Below are 16226 nucleotides of genomic sequence, written 5' to 3' on the forward strand. Positions count from 1 at the left end.
CTTACGGCGAAGGGGCGGATCCGGCGATGTTTCACGTGAAACAAGGAGCGCTTGATGTTTCACGTGAAACACGGGACGGCCTGACGTTTCACGTGAAACAACGGGGAGCCCGATGTTTCACGTGAAACATCGGCTGGGTCAGGGCGTTGCCCGATGAACCCCACCGGCCTCGGGCGCCGCAGCCATCCCCTCCACCGCACCCGCCCTCTCTGACCCTGACTCCGATTCCGACTCCAACTCCGTCTCCGATTCCGCCGCCGCGACAGCCGCGTAGTGCCCGCCCCAGCGGGTCAGATCGAACGTCGGATGCAGTGCGGCGGCATGCGCGTCCCGCCACACGCGTTGCAGGGGTGCGCTGTCGTACACCCCGCCCGAACCGGCGTGCTGGAACACGGTGTTGACGACATCCCGGCAGCGGGCGCCCGCCCAGGCGATGTCCCGGCGCATCCGGGCCCGTTCCTCCCGGTTGCCGCCGGGCACGGCCGCCCCGGTGAGCAGGGCGAGATCGGTGAGGAGGAGCGCCTCGGCCGCGTCGACGGTCCCGGTCAGCTCGGGGACGTCGACGGCGCTGCTGTGCCGTCCCGTCGCGGTGTACAGATCGAGGGCGGCGCGGGCGGTGCCGAGGAGCACGCCGGTCAGGGCCACCGTGCCGATCGCGGTGAACGCCATCCGGTAGACCGGCCCGTCCGGGCGGGGGCGGGTCGCGGTCAGCGGATCCAGCTCGCTGAGCGGCAGCGCCCGATGCTCGGGGACGAAGGTCTCCTCGATGACGAAGGAGCGGCTGCCGGTGCCGCGCAGGCCGAGGGTGTGCCAGTCGTCCACGACCGTGAGGTCCTCGGCCGGGATCAGGACGACATGGGGCACGGCGGCCTGGCCGGGCTCGCCGGGCTCGATGTCGAGACCCGCGAGGATCCAGTGGGCGTGATCGATGCCGCTACAGAACCGTCCGCGTACCTGGCGCAGCCGGTAGCCGCCGGACACGCGCTCGGCCGCCGGGCCGCTCGCCCTCAACTGGAGGGCGATCCGCCGGCCGGGCTCGCGCAGGACCTCCTTCTGCGCGGCCTCGTCCATCTGGGCCACCGCCCAGGTGTTGCCGCCCATGACGGCCCGCAGCCAGCCGGTGGAGGCGCAGCCACGGGACAGTTGGGCGGTGGTGCGCAGCGCGGTCCCGAAGTCGAGCCCCAGGCCGCCGAGTTCGGTGGGGGTGAGGAGGTGGAAGAGGCCCGCGTCGTCGAGCAGCTCGACGGTCTCGGCGGCGACGGTCCGCTCGGCGTCGGCCCGCACGGCCCGCTCCCGGAGGACGGGAACCAGCGCGCGGGCGGCCTCCACGACGGCGCCGGAGGTGGGGGCGGGGTTGAGGGGGGTCACGGGGCGGTCGCCTCCAGGAGCTGGTCGAGAGTGCTGTCGGGGTGGGTGGGGTCGCTGGGGTGAGTGGGATCTGCGCCGGAGGGGAGGGGGCCGCTGCCCGAGTGGGTGAAGTCGAACGAGGGGGCGGAGGCGAAGGTCTGGAGCAGCCGGCTCGCCGCGCTGGTGATGTGGACCTCGTCGGGGCCGTCGAGGATGCGGGTGGTGCGCAGCCGTCGGGCCATCGCGGAGAGAGGCTGATCGTCCGAGAGCCCCTCGGCGCCGAACACCTGCACCGCCCGGTCGGCCACGTCGTTCGCCGCCCGCGAGGCCGCGACCTTGGCGGCAGCCACCTCCACCCGTGCGTCCCTGCCCTGGTCGAGGGCCTGGGCGGCGCGCAGGGTGAGGTCACGGGCCCCGCTGATCTGGAGGTAGGAGAGGAAGACGTGCTCGCGCATGAGCTGGCGCTCGCTGAGCAGTCCGCCGTGCACCTCGCGCTCGCGCAGTCGTCGGCACATCAGGTCGAAGGCGCGCTGGGCGGCTCCGAGCCAGTGCATGGAACGCAGGGTGCGGCCGAGGCCGAGCCGTTCCCCGGCGACCGTGAGGCCCTCGCCTTCCCGGCCGAGCATCAGGTACCCGGGGACATGGACCCGGTCCAGCTCGATCTCCCACTGCCCGGTGTCCCGGCCGTACACCTTGAGGGGCCGGACCCTGCGGTAGCCGGGGGCGGAGGTGGGGATCAGCAGGGCGGAGAGGCCGTTCTCGGTACGGGCCATGGTGACCGTGCAGTCCGCGAAACCGGCGTTGGAGATGAACCACTTGCGTCCGGTGACGGTCCAGCCGTCGCCCTCACGCACGGCCCGCGTCGCCACGGCCTGCGGCTGTGAACCGGCCCGGCCGGGTTCGGTCATCCCGAAGCTGACCGCCAGCTCACCGCGGACCAGCGGCCCCACGTACTCCTCCTGTAACCGCGGGCTGCCGTGCGCCCGCAGCATCCGTACGTCGACGATGGTCTCGCCGCCGAGCACCGACGGCCCGAATTCCGAGCGGCCCTCCTGCTCGGCGATCAGCAGATAGTCCGCGAGCGCCGGACCGGGTCCACCGACGGCCACGGGGAATCCGAGCCCCCAGAGACCGGCCTCCCGTGCTCGGGCCCGCAGTTCCAGAAGCAGCCGCCGCGCGTCCGGCCCGTCGCCCTGGAGCACGGGCTCGGCGGGGAGGATCTCCTGCTCCACGAAGTCCCGCACGGTGGCCGCCAGTTCGGTGATGGTCCGGGAAGGGAGGGGAGACTCCGTGGCCTGCGAGGCGGTACCGGAGGAGGAACCGGCGGGCGCCGGGGCCCGAGATCCGGCACCGGACCCGGCGGCGGCTGTCATGCTCCGCGCCCCGGCACCGGCGGACCCGGCGGATGCAATCCCCCGAGATCCGGCACCGGTGGACCCGGCAGATGCCGTCCCCGGCACCGCGGCACCGGACGACCCGGCAGATGCCATCCGCCGTGCCCCCGCCCCCGCGCCCGTGCTGGCACCGGCACCGGCAACCGCACCAGCAACCGCACCGCCGATCGCGCTACCGACCGCACTACCGACCGGAGTCGTCACCCCCCGCCCCCGCAGATCCCGCTCTCCGTCCAGCACCACCCCGTTGGGCCGTCCCGGGCCGCCGAGTCGGGCGAAGTGCCGTTCGGCCAGGGCGGCGAGGGCCTTCTTGTCGACCTTCCCGGCCGCGCCCAGCGGCAGTTCGTCCAGGACGAGCAGATACTCCGGCAGCTTGTGCGGCTCCAGTCCACCGGCCCGCAGGAACCCGGTCAGCTCGGTCAGGGTCGGAGCCCGCTCCCCGGTCGGCACGAGACAGGCGCACACCCGCTGGCCGAGGACATCGTCGGGCACGGCGACGCAGGCCACCCCCAGCATCTCGGGGTGTCCGGCGATGAGCCCCTCCAACTGGGCCGGGCTGATGTTCCCGCCGCCGCGGATGATGATGTCCTTCTTCCGGCCGGCCATCCGCAGCCGACCGTCGGCGTCGATCCAGCCCCGGTCACCGGTACGCACCCAGCCGCCGGGCAAGCGGTAACGCTCATTCAGCTCGGGCGCGTCGACATAGCAGAGGGGGGTCATCGGCCCCAGGGCGACGATCTCGCCGGGCTCGCCCTGCGGCAGCTCGCGCCCGTCCTCGTCCAGGATCCGGATGGCGCAGATGTCCGGGTCCGGACGGCCGAGGGTCTCGCGTGAGATCTCCGGTGGATCGTCGACGCCGGTGTGGCAGTTCACGCCGTCCGCCGAGCCGTACAGGCTGACCAGTCGGCGTCCGAGATGGTCGGTGCAGCGCCGGGCGGTGGCCGCGTCGATCAGCGCGCCGCCGGTGATCACGCACTCCACGGACGAGGTGTCGGTGGAGCCGAGCGCGGGATGCGCCACCATGTGCTGGAACATGGTCGGCACCCCCAGCACATGGGTGGGCCGACATCGGTCGATCGCCGCCAGCGCGGCCCCCGCCTCGAACCGGCGCCGCAGCACCAGCGACCCCCCGAGCCCGGCCAGCACGCAGAAGACCGCTCCGGAGCCGAACGACGACCCGAGCGGCATCAGATACATCGCCCGCATCGGCCGCCCGTCGACCTGGAGCCGCGCGAGAAACCGTCCGCGCCCGCCGACCAGCGTGTTGTGCGAGTACGCCACCACCTTCGGCTCGGACTCGGTCCCGGAGGACACCAGCAGCCGTACGACGTCGTCGGCGTGCACCTCGGGCAGGTCATGCTCGCCGAGCGGGTCGTGAGCGAGCAGGTCCTCGAAGCGGGCGGCGGTACGGCAGTCGGGGCCACCGCCCTGTGCGATCAGATGGACCGGGGTCGGCAGTTCGGGGAGGAGGGCCGTCGCGACGGACACCGGGTCGACGTCCTGGTAGCGGGCGGGGACGATCAGCGCGGCGGCCCGCGAGCGGATCAGCAGGGCGCGGATGTCCTGGTCGCCCCGTCCGGCGGGGAACGGCAGCACGATCGCGCCGAGCGCGGCCACGGCGAGATCCACGGCGACCGCCTGCCAGGAGTTCGGCAACTGACTCGCCACGGTCTGCCCGGCCCGGACCCCGAGCCCTCGCAGCCCGGCGGCCAGCCGCAGACTGGCGTCGAGCAGTTCGCCGTACGTGGTCTCCCCGCTGTCGTCGAAGACGGCGACGGCATCGGGCTGGGCGGCGGCCCGCTGACGGAACAGGTCGAACACGGGAACCCCGGGATACAGCCCACGCTCCCGCCACTCGGCGCGCAACGCCGCGGGCACGAGGTCGGGGTAGGCAGGGGCGATGGACTTCATCACGAGAACCTCCAGGGCGGCATCACCAGGGCACATCCCCGGCGCAGAAACACCTGGCCGAACAAGGGATCGGCCGGGAGGGCACGCAGGTCGGTACGGACGGGAACGGCGTCTCCCCCGGCGTGCGGCCCGGCACCTCCAGGGCTGACTCCGCCCGGCCAGGCATCGCCCGTCCGGGCACCACCCGATCCGACTCCACCCGGCCAGGCACCGCCCGCCCCCGCATCGCCAGCGGCGCCGGCCCGCTCGCCCACCTGCCCGCGCCCCCGCAGCCGGGACCCGAGCAGTACCCGCGACGCGCCCAGCAGCGAGGTGTCCACCCGCACACCACCGGCCCCGCGCCGCCTGGCCAGCAACCCGGCGACGACCCCTTCGGCGGCGATGAAGCCGCCCAGCAGATCCAGCAGCGTCACCAGGGAAGGCGCCGGAGCCCGGTCCTCGGTGCGCAGGGCATCGGCCACGCCCGACCACGCCTGCACCATGAAGTCCGTACCGAGGGGGAGTCGCGCGGCAGGCGCGTCCCGGCCCCAGCCGGAGGCCCACGCATAGACGATGCCGGGGCGGACGGCGGCCAGGTCGGTGTGATCCAGACCGAGCTGGGCGGCCTTGCCGGGCGCCCAGTTGTGCAGGAAGACATCAGCATCGGCGACGAGATCGAGCACCTCGCGCCGTCCGCGCGGCGTACGGAAGTCGATCTCGTGGACCGACTTTCCCCGGTTGAGTGCCAGGAACCGGGCCGAGGTGTCCCCGGCCATCGGCGGTATCCCGCGCAGCGGGTCGCCGCCCGGTGGCTCGACGCGTATCACCTCGGCGCCGAGCGCGCCGAGCAGCAGCCCGGCCAGCGGCCCCTGAATCCGCCGGGTCGACTCCACGACCCGAAGCCCGGCCAGCGGGAGCCGCGCCCCCTCGGACCGGGAGCCACTCCGTCCGCCCCCGACCTCACCGAACCCACCGAACTCGTCAAGCACATCAAGCTCACCGGCCAGCGCCCACGGCGCATGGTCCTCGACCACGTCCTCGTCCGTCATCCGGTGATGCAGCGCTCGTACGGGGCTGACGCTCATGCCCGTGATCTCGGCGGTGCGCTGGACATCGGAGTAGGTGTGCCGGACGGCCGCCTCGGCCAGCGCCGGGTCGACCGGAGCGGTCGCCCGTGAGTACCGGCCCATGTAGGGCCCCCAGCTCTCGGCGATCTGCCGTGCCGGGACGCCCAGTTGACGCCAGAACGCCTGCCAGGGAGCCGAGTCCAGCGCCTCCACCTCGAACCGGATCCCGTCCGCCGAGACGAACGGCGGCTGTTCACCGGGCGAGTAGGGCCGGGTGGGTACGGCTTCGGGTTCCTCGTCCGTCGTGGCGGCGGCCAGATACTGCCCGAGCGAGTACAACGCCGTATGCGCGAGACCCAGTTCGGCATGGTCGATCGGCATGCCGCGCGCTTCACCGAGTGCGGTGGCGAGCAGCGTTGTCGTGGCGACCACACCGCCCACCGCCGCCAGATAGTCGACTCCGAGCCTCCGCGGCCCTCCGGTCGCCCTCCCCTGCACGGCCATCAGCCCGGTGACGGCCTGCGCGGTCGTTTCGCCGTACGGCCCCCAGAGTTCGGCGCTTCCCAGCTCGCCCCAACCACGGAGGTGGAGGAGGGCGGTGTGGGACGGCGAGGCGTCGGAGTTCGATGTTTCACGTGAAACATGGCGGCCCGGCGATGTTTCACGTGAAACACGATGGCCGAGCGATGTTTCACGTGAAACATGCGGCGCCGAGAGACGGAGCCACACGGAGTCCGAGTCCGTATCCACGGAGGGCTCCGCCCCCACGCTCGTCGTCACGGTCTCTCCCCCGAACCGGGTGATGTGATCACGCACGACGGCGAGCGTGGACGCGAGTCCTGGTGGCGGGGAGGCGGGCAGATGGAGGGCGTATCCGTAGAGCGGCAGCGGACTGGCTGCTCGGTGCGGTGGCGCGGTGCTGGGCTGAAGGGATGTCCGACTCACGGCGGAACCTCCGAGACGGGGGTGTGTGGAGGGTGGTGGGGTCTCTCTGATCAGAACTCGTCGCTGCGGATCAGCTCGGCGTCGATGGCGAGCGCGAGAAGAAGGAAGAAGTAGCCCCAGACGGACTCGACCTCGGCGACGCGTCCGTCAGCGACGCGATAGCGCGTGCCGGTGAACGTCCCATCGGCCCGGAGCTGCTCCCGAACCAGTCGCGCGGTACGGAGCCGCGCCGAGGAAGCGAAGCGAGGGGCGAGGAGAGGGGAGGGCGGAGAAAGTGGGAGAGAGAAGGGGAGCCGGTGGAGGGCGACGGCGGCGATGGCGTCGGCAGAGCTATCGGCACAGGTATCGGCGGAGGTAACGGCAGAGGTAACGGCGAAGGAGCCGGTAGAGGAGCCGGTGGAGGTGTCGGAGACGAAGTCCTCCCCCACCGGGCCCGCTCGTTGCCCGAGCGGCCGAGCGCGAAGGCGTACGGCTGTCTGGGCGCAGTCGACGGCAAGGGCGGGGTCGGTCCCGGACAGGGCGGCGGCGGACTCGGCGAGTCCCAGGAGCGCCCAGGCGGCGGGACGGGCGGCAGTGGTCGGCGGGGTCTGCGGGGACATCTCCGGTGAGGGACGGATCCCGAACCGCTCCACGATCATCGGGAGTCGACCATCGCTGACGTCCGCCCGGACACAGTGACGCAGACAGGCCCGGGTCTGCGCGACGGCCGTTCGCCGCGCCCGTGTCGCTTCCTCTGACTCAGGGTCGAGTTCGTCCGCGTACCGGCTCAGGAGACGGACGAGAGGTCCCCAGCAGTCGACCTCGACCAGGTGCCGGCCGTTCTCCCGCTCCCATGTCGTGCCGATCGGGACGAGTCCATGGTCCCGGTCGGCGGTGGCGAGCAGACGGCGGGCGGCCTCGTGGGTGAGGTCGGGGCGGTCCGTTCCGGCGCCGTACCAGAAGGTCATGGAGCGGGTGACGGTGTCGTCGCCGAGCCGTTCGGTGAGCCCCGCGACGGCGGCCTCGGCGCGTCGGCGGTCCTGGCGGTCCCCGGTGATCCGGGCGGTCAGCCGCAGAAGCCCGACCCAGAAACCGGGGGTCCAGGAGCCGCGCCGGGAGAGGATCCAGTCGCCGTGGTGGGCGTAGAGGGGGTAGCGGTCGCCGGCGAGGGTCCGTAACCGGGCCACCTTGGCCAGCAGGAGTTCGACGGCGTCGGCGGCCTCGGCCCGGGACAGGGGGCCGGGAACAGGGACCTGCCGACAGTCGGGGTCGGCGGCGACGGATTCAGGGGCGGTGTGCATACAGGCTCCTGGAGACTGTGGGGGGTGGGTGGTGATGGGTCAGGGGGCGGCGGTCGGCAACCAGGTGGCCGTCCGGCGCCGGAGGGGTCGTAGCGCCAGGGTGTCCACGGCTACGGCGAAGAGGACGGCCGCGGTGGCCCAGGCGAAGACCTCGGCGGTCTCCAGATAGCCGCGGGCCCGGGAGACGGCGGCGCCGACCCCGTCGGGCGCGGCCAGCACCTCGGCCATCAGGCCCAGCCGCAGCCCTCCGGCGAGGGTCACCGCGACCGCGGCGACGACCGGCGGCACCACGGACGGGAGGACGACATGCCGGACCCGCCAGTGCCAGGGCACCCGGAAGCCCCGGCTCATCTCCAGCAGGTCCGGATCGACCCGCCGGAGGGCGTCCTGGGTGGCGACGAGGGTCTGGGGCAGGACGACGGCGACCACGGCCAGCACCACGACCGTGCCGCCGGGGCCGAGCCAGATCATGGCCAGCATCACGGTGACCACGGGCGGGACGCCGGTCAGCAGCACCCGGGCCGGATCGAGCATCCCGGCGACGACCTGGGAACCGGCGGACAGGGCACCGGCCAGCACCCCGGCGGCCACGCCGAGGGAGACCCCGAGGAGGACGCGGAGCAGGGTGGTGCCGAGGGCGGTGAACAGGGTGCCGTCGGCGGCGAGTTCGCCCAGTTCCCGCAGGGTGTCCCAGGGGGAGGGGAGCACCACCTCGGGCAGCCCTCCGGAGGCCCGGGCCCAGAGACCGGTGAGGGCGAGAGCGGTGAGGACGGCGGCAAGGGCGCGCCGGGGGAGGGGGCGCCGCCGGGACCCGGGTGCCGCCGGACGCGCCTGCCCGGTCGGCCCGGGTCCCGTCGGATGCTCGTCCCCGGTCGACCCGGGTGCCGCCGGACGTTCCTGCCCGGTCGACCCGAGTGCCGTCGACCGGCCCCGCCCTCGTCGGCGGCTCCCCCGGCGCCGGACCGCTCCGCCGACGGCAGGTCGCGCCTGCCCGGTCACCCCGGGGCCCGTCGGGCGTTCCTCCCCGGCCAGCACGCCCCCGCTGTCATTCACCGTAGAACTGCCCCTCGGGGAGGCGTCCGCCCACGGACTGGGGGGCGAGGTCGGCGGCCTCGGTGAGCAGGGTGGTGATGTCGTTCCGGGCGGGGCCGGGCGCGCTGAAGCCGAGGTTCAGCGTGGGCAGCAGCCGGGTGACCAGGGCGGCGTCGGTGCCGGTGGCCTCGGCCAGTTCCTCGGTACGGGCGCTGTCCACGTCCCCGTCGGCGAGACCGGCGGTGTTGTCGGCGAAGTACGTACGCAGCCGCTCGACGAGCCCAGGATGCTCCTCCGCGAATCCGGACCGCACCACGATCGCGGACTGCGGCAGCGACCCGGCCCCGGTGGCGCGTCCCCACTCCTCCTGGACGTCGAGGAGTTCGGTGAGTCCGTCCTGACCGGCGGGTGCCTGCTGGCGGGCGAGGGTGGCGAAGTGCTCGGGGAGCAGGGCGTGGCGTGCGGTGCCGGTGGCCACGGCGGTCATCAGCTCGGGGATGGAGCGGGTGTAGGAGATCTCGAAGTCCTCGCCGGGGGTGAGGCCGTTCTCGGTGGCGAGGCTGCGGAAGGTGATGTCACCGGCGTCGCCCTGGAAGGGGATGTACACCGTCTGTCCGCGCAGTGCCTGCCAGCCGGAGGAGCCCTCGGGTGCCAGCACCTTGAGCAGATCGGCGTCCACCACACCGACCAGGGAGATGCCGACCTCCCGGTTGTAGAGGTTGGCGGCGGTGATCGTCGGCAGCGCGGCCAGGTCGACACGGGACGAGGTCAGCAGGGATTTGAACTCGTCCGGCGTGGTCACCGGGGTCGTTTCGACGCCGGACAGATGGTCGGCCAGCGCGGCGGAGTCGTTCAGTCCGGACAGCGGGGCGGCCAGCGCGAGGCTTCCGGCGGCGGCGACCCGGAGCCGGGGCGGTTCCCCGGCATCGTCCTGGTCAGCGGCGGAAGCAGCACAGCCGGTGGCCATGGCCGTGAGCAGCACGGCAGCACAGCGGAGCCCTGGAGCCCGAAGGAAGGTTAGGCTTACCATGGTCGCATTGGATAAAATCTTTCTCGCTCCCGTCAAGGGCGTTGGGACATCGGGCCGTTGAGACGCCGGGCGGGGGCAGACAAACGTCCAGGTCACGGCATGGAGGTGCACGAGCGTGCGAAGTGAGAACACCGGAGGGGCAGAAGGGGTGGGAGGGACCAAAGAGCCTGGAGGAAGGTCCGGAGAAGAGACCGGACAGGCCGGAGGAAGGCCCGGAGGAGAGACCGAAGGAAAGCCCGGCGGAGAGAGCGGACGAGAGACCGGACGAGAGGCCGAAGGAGCTGGCGGAGAAGCCGGAAGAGAAGCCGGAGGAAGGTCCGGAGAGTCCGAAGAACCCCTCCTCACCATCACCAACGCGACAATCCGTTTCGGAACCACAACCCCGTTCCAGAACATCTCCCTCACCGCCCACCGAGGCGAGACGGTCGCCCTGGACGGCCCGTCCGGCACCGGCAAGACCACCCTCCTGCGGGTGGCCGCGGGCCTGCTGCCCCCGTCGTCGGGCACGGTCCGCCACACCCCCGGCACCACCCGCACCACGCTCTTCCAGGACCCCCGCCTGCTCCCCTGGCGCACCGTCCGCGACAACGTCCTCTACGGCCTCGGCCGCCGCCCCACCCCCCTGGAGGCGACCCGCGCCGACGATCTCCTCGCCCGCCTCGGCCTCGGCACCGCCGCGGCGCTGCGCCCGGACGAGATCTCGGGAGGGATGCGCCGCCGCACAGCCCTGGCCAGAGCCCTGCTCCCGGCCCCGGACCTGCTCCTGGCCGACGAGCCCTTCGCCCATCTGGACCCGGAGTGGAGCGACACGGTGGAGGACCTGCTGCGGACGACGGCCGCGTCGGGCACCGCGATCCTGCTGACCGCCCACCAGCCGACCCGACTGCACCGCCTGGCATCCACGGTCGTGGACCTACGGAGACCAGCAACTGTCAGAAGCCACCACACCGAGTCCCCATGACCCACCCGCCCCCGACCGCAGCCCTCTCACACATCCCCGGTATCCACGGCATCCCCGACCCCCCGTCCCCCACCGTCGGTGATACTGGCGCAATGCCATCCCGACCCGCCCCGCCCCCTTCCGGCGCGCCCGCGCCCCCCGCCGGCACGCTCGAACAACGGGTCACCGAACTGCTCACCTCGGAGATCCTGAATCTGCGGCTGAGTCCCGGCGAGCACATCGTCGCGGACACCCTCGCCGCCGCGCTCGGCGTCTCCCGGCTGCCGGTACGCGAGGCGCTGCGCAATCTCGCCGGGCGCGGTCTGGTGGAACTCCAGCCGCACCGGGGCGCGTTCATCCCCCGCCTCGGTGTCGAGCAGCTCGACGAGATCGTGGAGGTCTTCGAGGCGAGGGCCCGGCTGGAGCCCTGGGCGGCCCAGCGGGCGGCCGAGTTCCACCACCCCGACCAGTTGGCCCGCCTCGACCACTGTCTGCGGCAGGGCTTCCAGGCGCTCGACCAGCACAACCGAGCGGCGGTGAACCGCGCCCACGGCCACTATCTGCGCACGCTCCTCGCCATGGCCGGCCACTCGGTGCTCACAGAACTCCTGGAGCCCCTCCAGTACCGCACGATGCTGGCCTTCGTCTCGATCGTCATCGTCGCCGAACCGGAAGGCTGGCACGCCCATCAGACCATCCGCGACGCCATCGCCCGCCGGGATCCGGACACGGCGGAATCGGCCATGCGCACCCATCTCACCGAGGTCATCACCGCGCTCCGCACCCCCGACAACGTCATCCCGTCCCCCATAGACAGCTTCCGCAAGCGCACGGTCGGCACCCGCCGCACCCCCAGCAAGGGCCTGACCTCAATGCGCCTGACGGACCAGCCGACGACCAGACCGGACGACGAACCCTCGACCTGACCGCCCCCGGCCCGACCGAACAGCAACGAGGGCCACCGACCACCACGCCCACGCCCACGCCCACGCCCACGCCCACGCCCAACCAACCAACGAACCCGGCTACCGGCATGCAAAAGGCCCCCGATCCATCCGGACCGGGGGCCTTTTCGCTGGTGGGGCTAACAGGATTTGAACCTGTGGCCTCATCCTTATCAGGGATGCGCTCTAACCAACTGAGCTATAGCCCCGCCGCGCTCTGCGGTGTATGTCCCGCGCGCCGACCCCTGAAGATTAGCGCACGACCGGGGCAGTCCCAAAATCGATAGCCGGAGGATACCCGGCACAGGGTTGAGCGGCGGGAATCCCGTTACTCGTCCTCCGCCAGCGTCAGCTCCACGCCCCCCACGAACCCCGCCGACAGGTTGTAGATGAAGGCCCCCAGCGTCGCCAGCGCGGTCGCCAGGACGACGTCGATCACCGCGATGATCGACGTGAACATCAGGACGTTGGGGAGGGACAGGAAGGACTGGAGGTCGAAGCCGTTCGACTCGTTCGAGCCGGTCGCCTCCGAGATCGTGCCGCCGACCGTCGAGAAGACACCCATCGCGTCCATGACCATCCAGAGCACCGCCGAGGCGATGATCGTGCAGATGCCCAGCGCGATGGAGAGCAGGAAGCTGACCTTCATCACCGACCACGGGTCGGCCTTCGCCACCCGGAGCCGGGCCTTGCGCACCCGCGGTGTGGTGCGCGCCCCGGTCCGCGGCCGACGCACCCCGGCACCGGCACCGGTCTGACCCGGGGCCGCCCCCTGCGGCTGCCCCTGCCCGCCGCCCTGCGTCTGGTACGCGGCCGGCGGGTGGTACGGCGTCTCCGCCTGCTGGTTCTGGCGCTCCCCCGGCAGGGGGGAGGCACCCTGCGCGGCGGGCTGGGCCCCGGCCTGTGCGGCGCCGGCCGCCGCGTACTGCTGGGTGCCTCGGGTGTCCGTCACAGTTCCCCCCTGGGATCCATGAGCCTGGGATCCATGTGCGGGGGATCCATGGGTTTTGGGTGTGTGCGTGTCAGGTGTGTGCGCGTCGGCCTTGGCCGGCTTGATCGCTTGCAGATTGGTGGTGTGCGGATCGGTGATCTGCGGGGTGGTCGCCTGCGCGTGGGGTGTGTCGTGGGGTGTGTGAGCCGGTGACCGAGGCGTCCGTGGTGTCTGAGACGCCTGGGACATCCGCGGAGAGGCCGCCGACCCTTGACCAGCCGCTCCCTGAGCAGAGGCCGCCGGTCCCTTGCCCATCGTCTGACCACCCGCCTGCCGACCCCCCGTCGACGGATACGCCACCGGCTGCCCACCCGCCGAAGCCGAACCCCCCGCCGGAGTTGAAGAAGCCGAACCCACCGGAGCCGAAGAAGCCGAGGCCCCCGACCCCATGGACGGAGTCACAGGACCCGAAGCCCCCGAACCCGCCACCGGAGCCGAAGGTCTCGACGCCCCCGGCGGCACGGCCGGCGCCGAAGCCGTCACAGCCCCCGCCGGCACTGACGCCCCCGGCCCCCCCGACCCCGCCGAAGGCATCCCCCTCGCGGCGGAGCCACGACCGCCGCCGCCCTGTGTCGCGCCGGTCGAGTTACCGGCCGGGATACCGGCCGACGACCCGGCGCCCGTGGCTCCGCTCACGCTGACTCACTCCTCGTGCTACTCGGCCGAGGGCGTGTCACCCTCGTCCGTGCCGGTGGTCCCGGCACCCTCGGCGGATGCGCCGACGGTACCGCTCGGGGCGGCACCGGCCACGGACTCGTCGCCGTCGGTGCCGTGTGCGACGGCACCCTCCGCGGACTCGTCGCCGGCCGCGCCGCCGTCGACCTCCTCCGCCTCGCGTCCCGCCTCGGCGTTGCGTGCGATACCGACCACGGCATCGCGCTTGCCCAGATTGATCAGTTGGACGCCCATCGTGTCACGGCCCGTCTCCCTGACCCCGCTGACTCGCGTACGAATCACACCGCCCGAGAGTGTGATGGCGAGGATCTCGTCACTCTCCTCGACCACCAGCGCGCCCACGAGCGAGCCGCGGTCCTCCACGATCTTGGCGGCCTTGATGCCGAGGCCGCCGCGGCCCTGGACGCGGTACTCGTCGACGGGGGTCCGCTTCGCGTACCCGCCGTCAGTGGCAGTGAACACGAACGTACCGGGTCGAACAACATTCATCGAGAGCAGCTCGTCGCCCTCGCGGAAGCTCATCCCCTTGACACCCGAGGTCGCCCGGCCCATGGGGCGCAGGGACTCGTCCGTCGCGGTGAACCTGATCGATTGGGCCTTCTTGCTGATCAGAAGGAGATCGTCGTCCGACGAGACGAGTTCGGCTCCGATCAGTTCGTCATCGGATCCGTCCTCGCGCTCACGCAGATTGATCGCGATGACACCGCCGGAGCGCGGCGAGTCGTAATCCTTCAGAGATGTCTTCTTGACCAGGCCCGCCTTGGTCGCGAGGACCAGATAGGGCGCGGCGTCGTAGTCGCGGATGGCGAGGATCTCGGCGATGGCCTCGTCGGGCTGGAAGGCGAGCAGGTTGGCGACGTGCTGGCCGCGCGCGTCCCGGCCGGCGTCCGGCAGTTCGTAGGCCTTGGCGCGGTAGACCCGGCCCTTGTTGGTGAAGAAGAGCAGCCAGTGGTGGGTGGTGGAGACGAAGAAGTGGTCGACGATGTCGTCTTCCTTGAGCTTCGTGCCCCGCACGCCCTTGCCGCCGCGCTTCTGGGCGCGGTAGTCGTCCGTCTTGGTCCGCTTGACGTAACCGCCGCGCGAGACGGTGACGACGATGTCCTCCTCGGCGATGAGGTCCTCGATGGACATGTCACCGTCGTAGGGGATGAGCTGGGTCTTGCGGTCGTCGCCGTACTTCTCGACGATCGCGGCCAGCTCCTCGCTGACGATGCCGCGCTGGCGGACCGGCGAGGCGAGGATCGCGTTGTACTCGGTGATCTTCGCCTGGAGCTCGTCGTGCTCCTGGACGATCTTCTGGCGCTCCAGGGCGGCGAGGCGGCGGAGCTGCATCTCCAGGATGGCGTTGGCCTGGATGTCGTCGATGTCGAGGAGGTCCATCAGGCCGGTGCGGGCGATCTCGACCGTGTCGCTGGCCCGGATCAGGGCGATGACCTCGTCGATCGCGTCCAGCGCCTTGAGCAGACCGCGCAGGATGTGCGCCCGCTCCTCGGCCTTGCGCAGCCGGAACTTCGTACGGCGGACGATGACCTCGATCTGGTGGGTCACCCAGTGGCGGATGAACGCGTCCAGCGAGAGCGTGCGCGGTACGCCGTCGACCAGGGCGAGCATGTTCGCGCCGAAGTTCGACTGGAGGTCGGTGTGCTTGTAGAGGTTGTTGAGGACGACCTTGGCGACGGCGTCCCGCTTCAGCACGATGACCAGGCGCTGGCCGGTGCGCGAGGAGGTCTCGTCACGGACGTCGGCGATGCCGCCGACCTTGCCGTCCTTCACCAGGTCGGCAATCTTCTGGGCGAGATTGTCCGGGTTCGTCTGGTAGGGCAGCTCGGTGACCACCAGGCACTGGCGGTTCTGGATCTCCTCGACCTCGACCACCGCGCGCATGGTGATGGAGCCGCGGCCGGTGCGGTACGCCTCCTCGATGCCCTTGCGGCCGACCACCAGGGCGCCGGTCGGGAAGTCGGGGCCCTTGATCCGCTCGACCAGGGCGTCCAGCAGCTCCTCGTGGCTCGCCTCGGGGTGCTCCAGGTACCACTGGGCGCCGGCCGCGACCTCGCGCAGATTGTGCGGCGGGATATTGGTGGCCATGCCGACCGCGATGCCCGCCGAGCCGTTGATCAGCAGGTTCGGGAAGCGGGCGGGCAGGACGGTGGGCTCCTGGGAGCGGCCGTCGTAGTTGTCCGTGAAGTCGACGGTCTCCTCGTCGATGTCGCGGACCATCTCCATCGACAGCGGCGCCATCTTGCACTCGGTGTAGCGCATGGCGGCGGCCGGGTCGTTGCCCGGGGAGCCGAAGTTGCCGTTGGAGTCGACCAGCGGCATCCGCATCGCCCAGGGCTGGGCCAGCCGGACCAGGGCGTCGTAGATGGAGGAGTCGCCGTGGGGGTGGTAGTTGCCCATGACGTCGCCGACCACGCGGGCGCACTTGTAGAAGCCGCGCTCGGGGCGGTATCCGCCGTCGTACATCGCGTACAGCACCCGGCGGTGGACGGGCTTGAGGCCGTCCCGCACGTCGGGCAGGGCGCGCGAGACGATGACGGACATCGCGTAGTCGAGATACGAGCGCTGCATCTCCGTTTCGAGCCCGACGGGCTCGACGCGCAGGGTCGGACCCTCGGTCCCGGGCGGGACGGGGGCGGCGGGAGTGGCAGGGGTGTTCTCGTCGGCCATGGCTGGTGGGGATCCTTCCTG

General features: G+C 71.8%; 10 protein-coding genes and 1 tRNA gene. 2 read left to right on the plus strand and 9 right to left on the minus strand.

Annotation, left to right across the window (positions count from 1 at the left end):
* Window positions 1-138: 138 nt before the first annotated feature.
* Genes AB0O01_RS25570 through AB0O01_RS25595 form a run of 6 tightly spaced genes read right to left on the minus strand, consistent with a single transcriptional unit; the run spans window position 139 to window position 9937 of the window.
* Entirely contained in the window at window positions 139-1368 is a 1230-nt protein-coding gene (locus AB0O01_RS25570; protein ID WP_365316819.1) for an acyl-CoA dehydrogenase family protein, read from the minus strand.
* Window positions 1365-4652 (minus strand): AMP-binding protein, encoded by a 3288-nt coding sequence (locus AB0O01_RS25575; RefSeq protein ID WP_365316822.1) that lies wholly within the window; start codon window positions 4650-4652, stop codon window positions 1365-1367. The genes AB0O01_RS25570 and AB0O01_RS25575 overlap by 4 nt, the downstream gene beginning before the upstream one ends.
* Window positions 4652-6643 (minus strand): CoA transferase, encoded by a 1992-nt coding sequence (locus tag AB0O01_RS25580; protein WP_365316824.1) that lies wholly within the window; start codon window positions 6641-6643, stop codon window positions 4652-4654. The genes AB0O01_RS25575 and AB0O01_RS25580 overlap by 1 nt, the downstream gene beginning before the upstream one ends.
* A gap of 50 nt (window positions 6644-6693) precedes the next feature.
* Window positions 6694-7923, minus strand: a complete 1230-nt coding sequence (locus AB0O01_RS25585; protein WP_365316826.1) for a hypothetical protein — start codon at window positions 7921-7923, stop codon at window positions 6694-6696.
* Window positions 7924-7962: 39 nt separating this feature from the next.
* On the minus strand, window positions 7963-8976 hold the full coding sequence (locus AB0O01_RS25590) for an ABC transporter permease subunit (RefSeq protein WP_365316827.1): 1014 nt from the start codon (window positions 8974-8976) through the stop codon (window positions 7963-7965).
* Window positions 8969-9937 carry a hypothetical protein gene (locus AB0O01_RS25595; RefSeq protein ID WP_365316829.1) on the minus strand — a complete coding sequence of 323 codons (969 nt, stop codon included), beginning with the start codon at window positions 9935-9937 and terminating at the stop codon, window positions 8969-8971. Before AB0O01_RS25595 ends, AB0O01_RS25590 begins: the two co-directional genes overlap by 8 nt.
* A gap of 196 nt (window positions 9938-10133) precedes the next feature.
* Here AB0O01_RS25595 and AB0O01_RS25600 point away from each other — a divergent pair, with 196 nt between their 5' ends.
* Together AB0O01_RS25600 and AB0O01_RS25605 are read left to right on the plus strand one after the other, a co-directional pair.
* Window positions 10134-10946: an ATP-binding cassette domain-containing protein gene (locus AB0O01_RS25600; protein ID WP_365316831.1), complete on the plus strand. Its 813-nt coding sequence runs from the start codon at window positions 10134-10136 to the stop codon at window positions 10944-10946.
* A gap of 92 nt (window positions 10947-11038) precedes the next feature.
* Complete coding sequence (locus AB0O01_RS25605; RefSeq protein ID WP_365316833.1) at window positions 11039-11851, plus strand: GntR family transcriptional regulator; 813 nt, start codon at window positions 11039-11041, stop codon at window positions 11849-11851.
* A 150-nt stretch (window positions 11852-12001) separates the two neighbouring features.
* On the opposite strand, the gene AB0O01_RS25610 is transcribed toward AB0O01_RS25605, so the two are convergent.
* The 3 genes from AB0O01_RS25610 to gyrA all read right to left on the minus strand — a co-directional run bounded on the left by AB0O01_RS25610 (window position 12002) and on the right by gyrA (window position 16205).
* Window positions 12002-12078, minus strand: a tRNA-Ile gene (locus AB0O01_RS25610).
* A gap of 119 nt (window positions 12079-12197) precedes the next feature.
* Window positions 12198-12959: a DUF3566 domain-containing protein gene (locus AB0O01_RS25615; RefSeq protein WP_365316892.1), complete on the minus strand. Its 762-nt coding sequence runs from the start codon at window positions 12957-12959 to the stop codon at window positions 12198-12200.
* 555 nt (window positions 12960-13514) lie between these two features.
* Window positions 13515-16205, minus strand: coding sequence for a DNA gyrase subunit A (gene gyrA, locus AB0O01_RS25620; RefSeq protein WP_365316834.1), 2691 nt, complete (start codon window positions 16203-16205; stop codon window positions 13515-13517).
* Between the last annotated feature and the right edge of the window lie 21 nt (window positions 16206-16226).

This window comes from Streptomyces sp. NPDC093252 (assembly GCF_040683675.1).
GTDB lineage: Bacteria > Actinomycetota > Actinomycetes > Streptomycetales > Streptomycetaceae > Streptomyces.

Excerpts from the sequence above, each read along its gene's own strand:
- AB0O01_RS25575 (WP_365316822.1), bottom strand. The coding sequence starts at position 4,652 with ATGAAGTCCATCGCCCCTGCCTACCCCGACCTCGTGCCCGCGGCGTTG.
- AB0O01_RS25585 (WP_365316826.1), bottom strand. The coding sequence starts at position 7,923 with ATGCACACCGCCCCTGAATCCGTCGCCGCCGACCCCGACTGTCGGCAG.
- AB0O01_RS25605 (WP_365316833.1), top strand. The coding sequence starts at position 11,039 with ATGCCATCCCGACCCGCCCCGCCCCCTTCCGGCGCGCCCGCGCCCCCC.
- gyrA (WP_365316834.1), bottom strand. The coding sequence starts at position 16,205 with ATGGCCGACGAGAACACCCCTGCCACTCCCGCCGCCCCCGTCCCGCCC.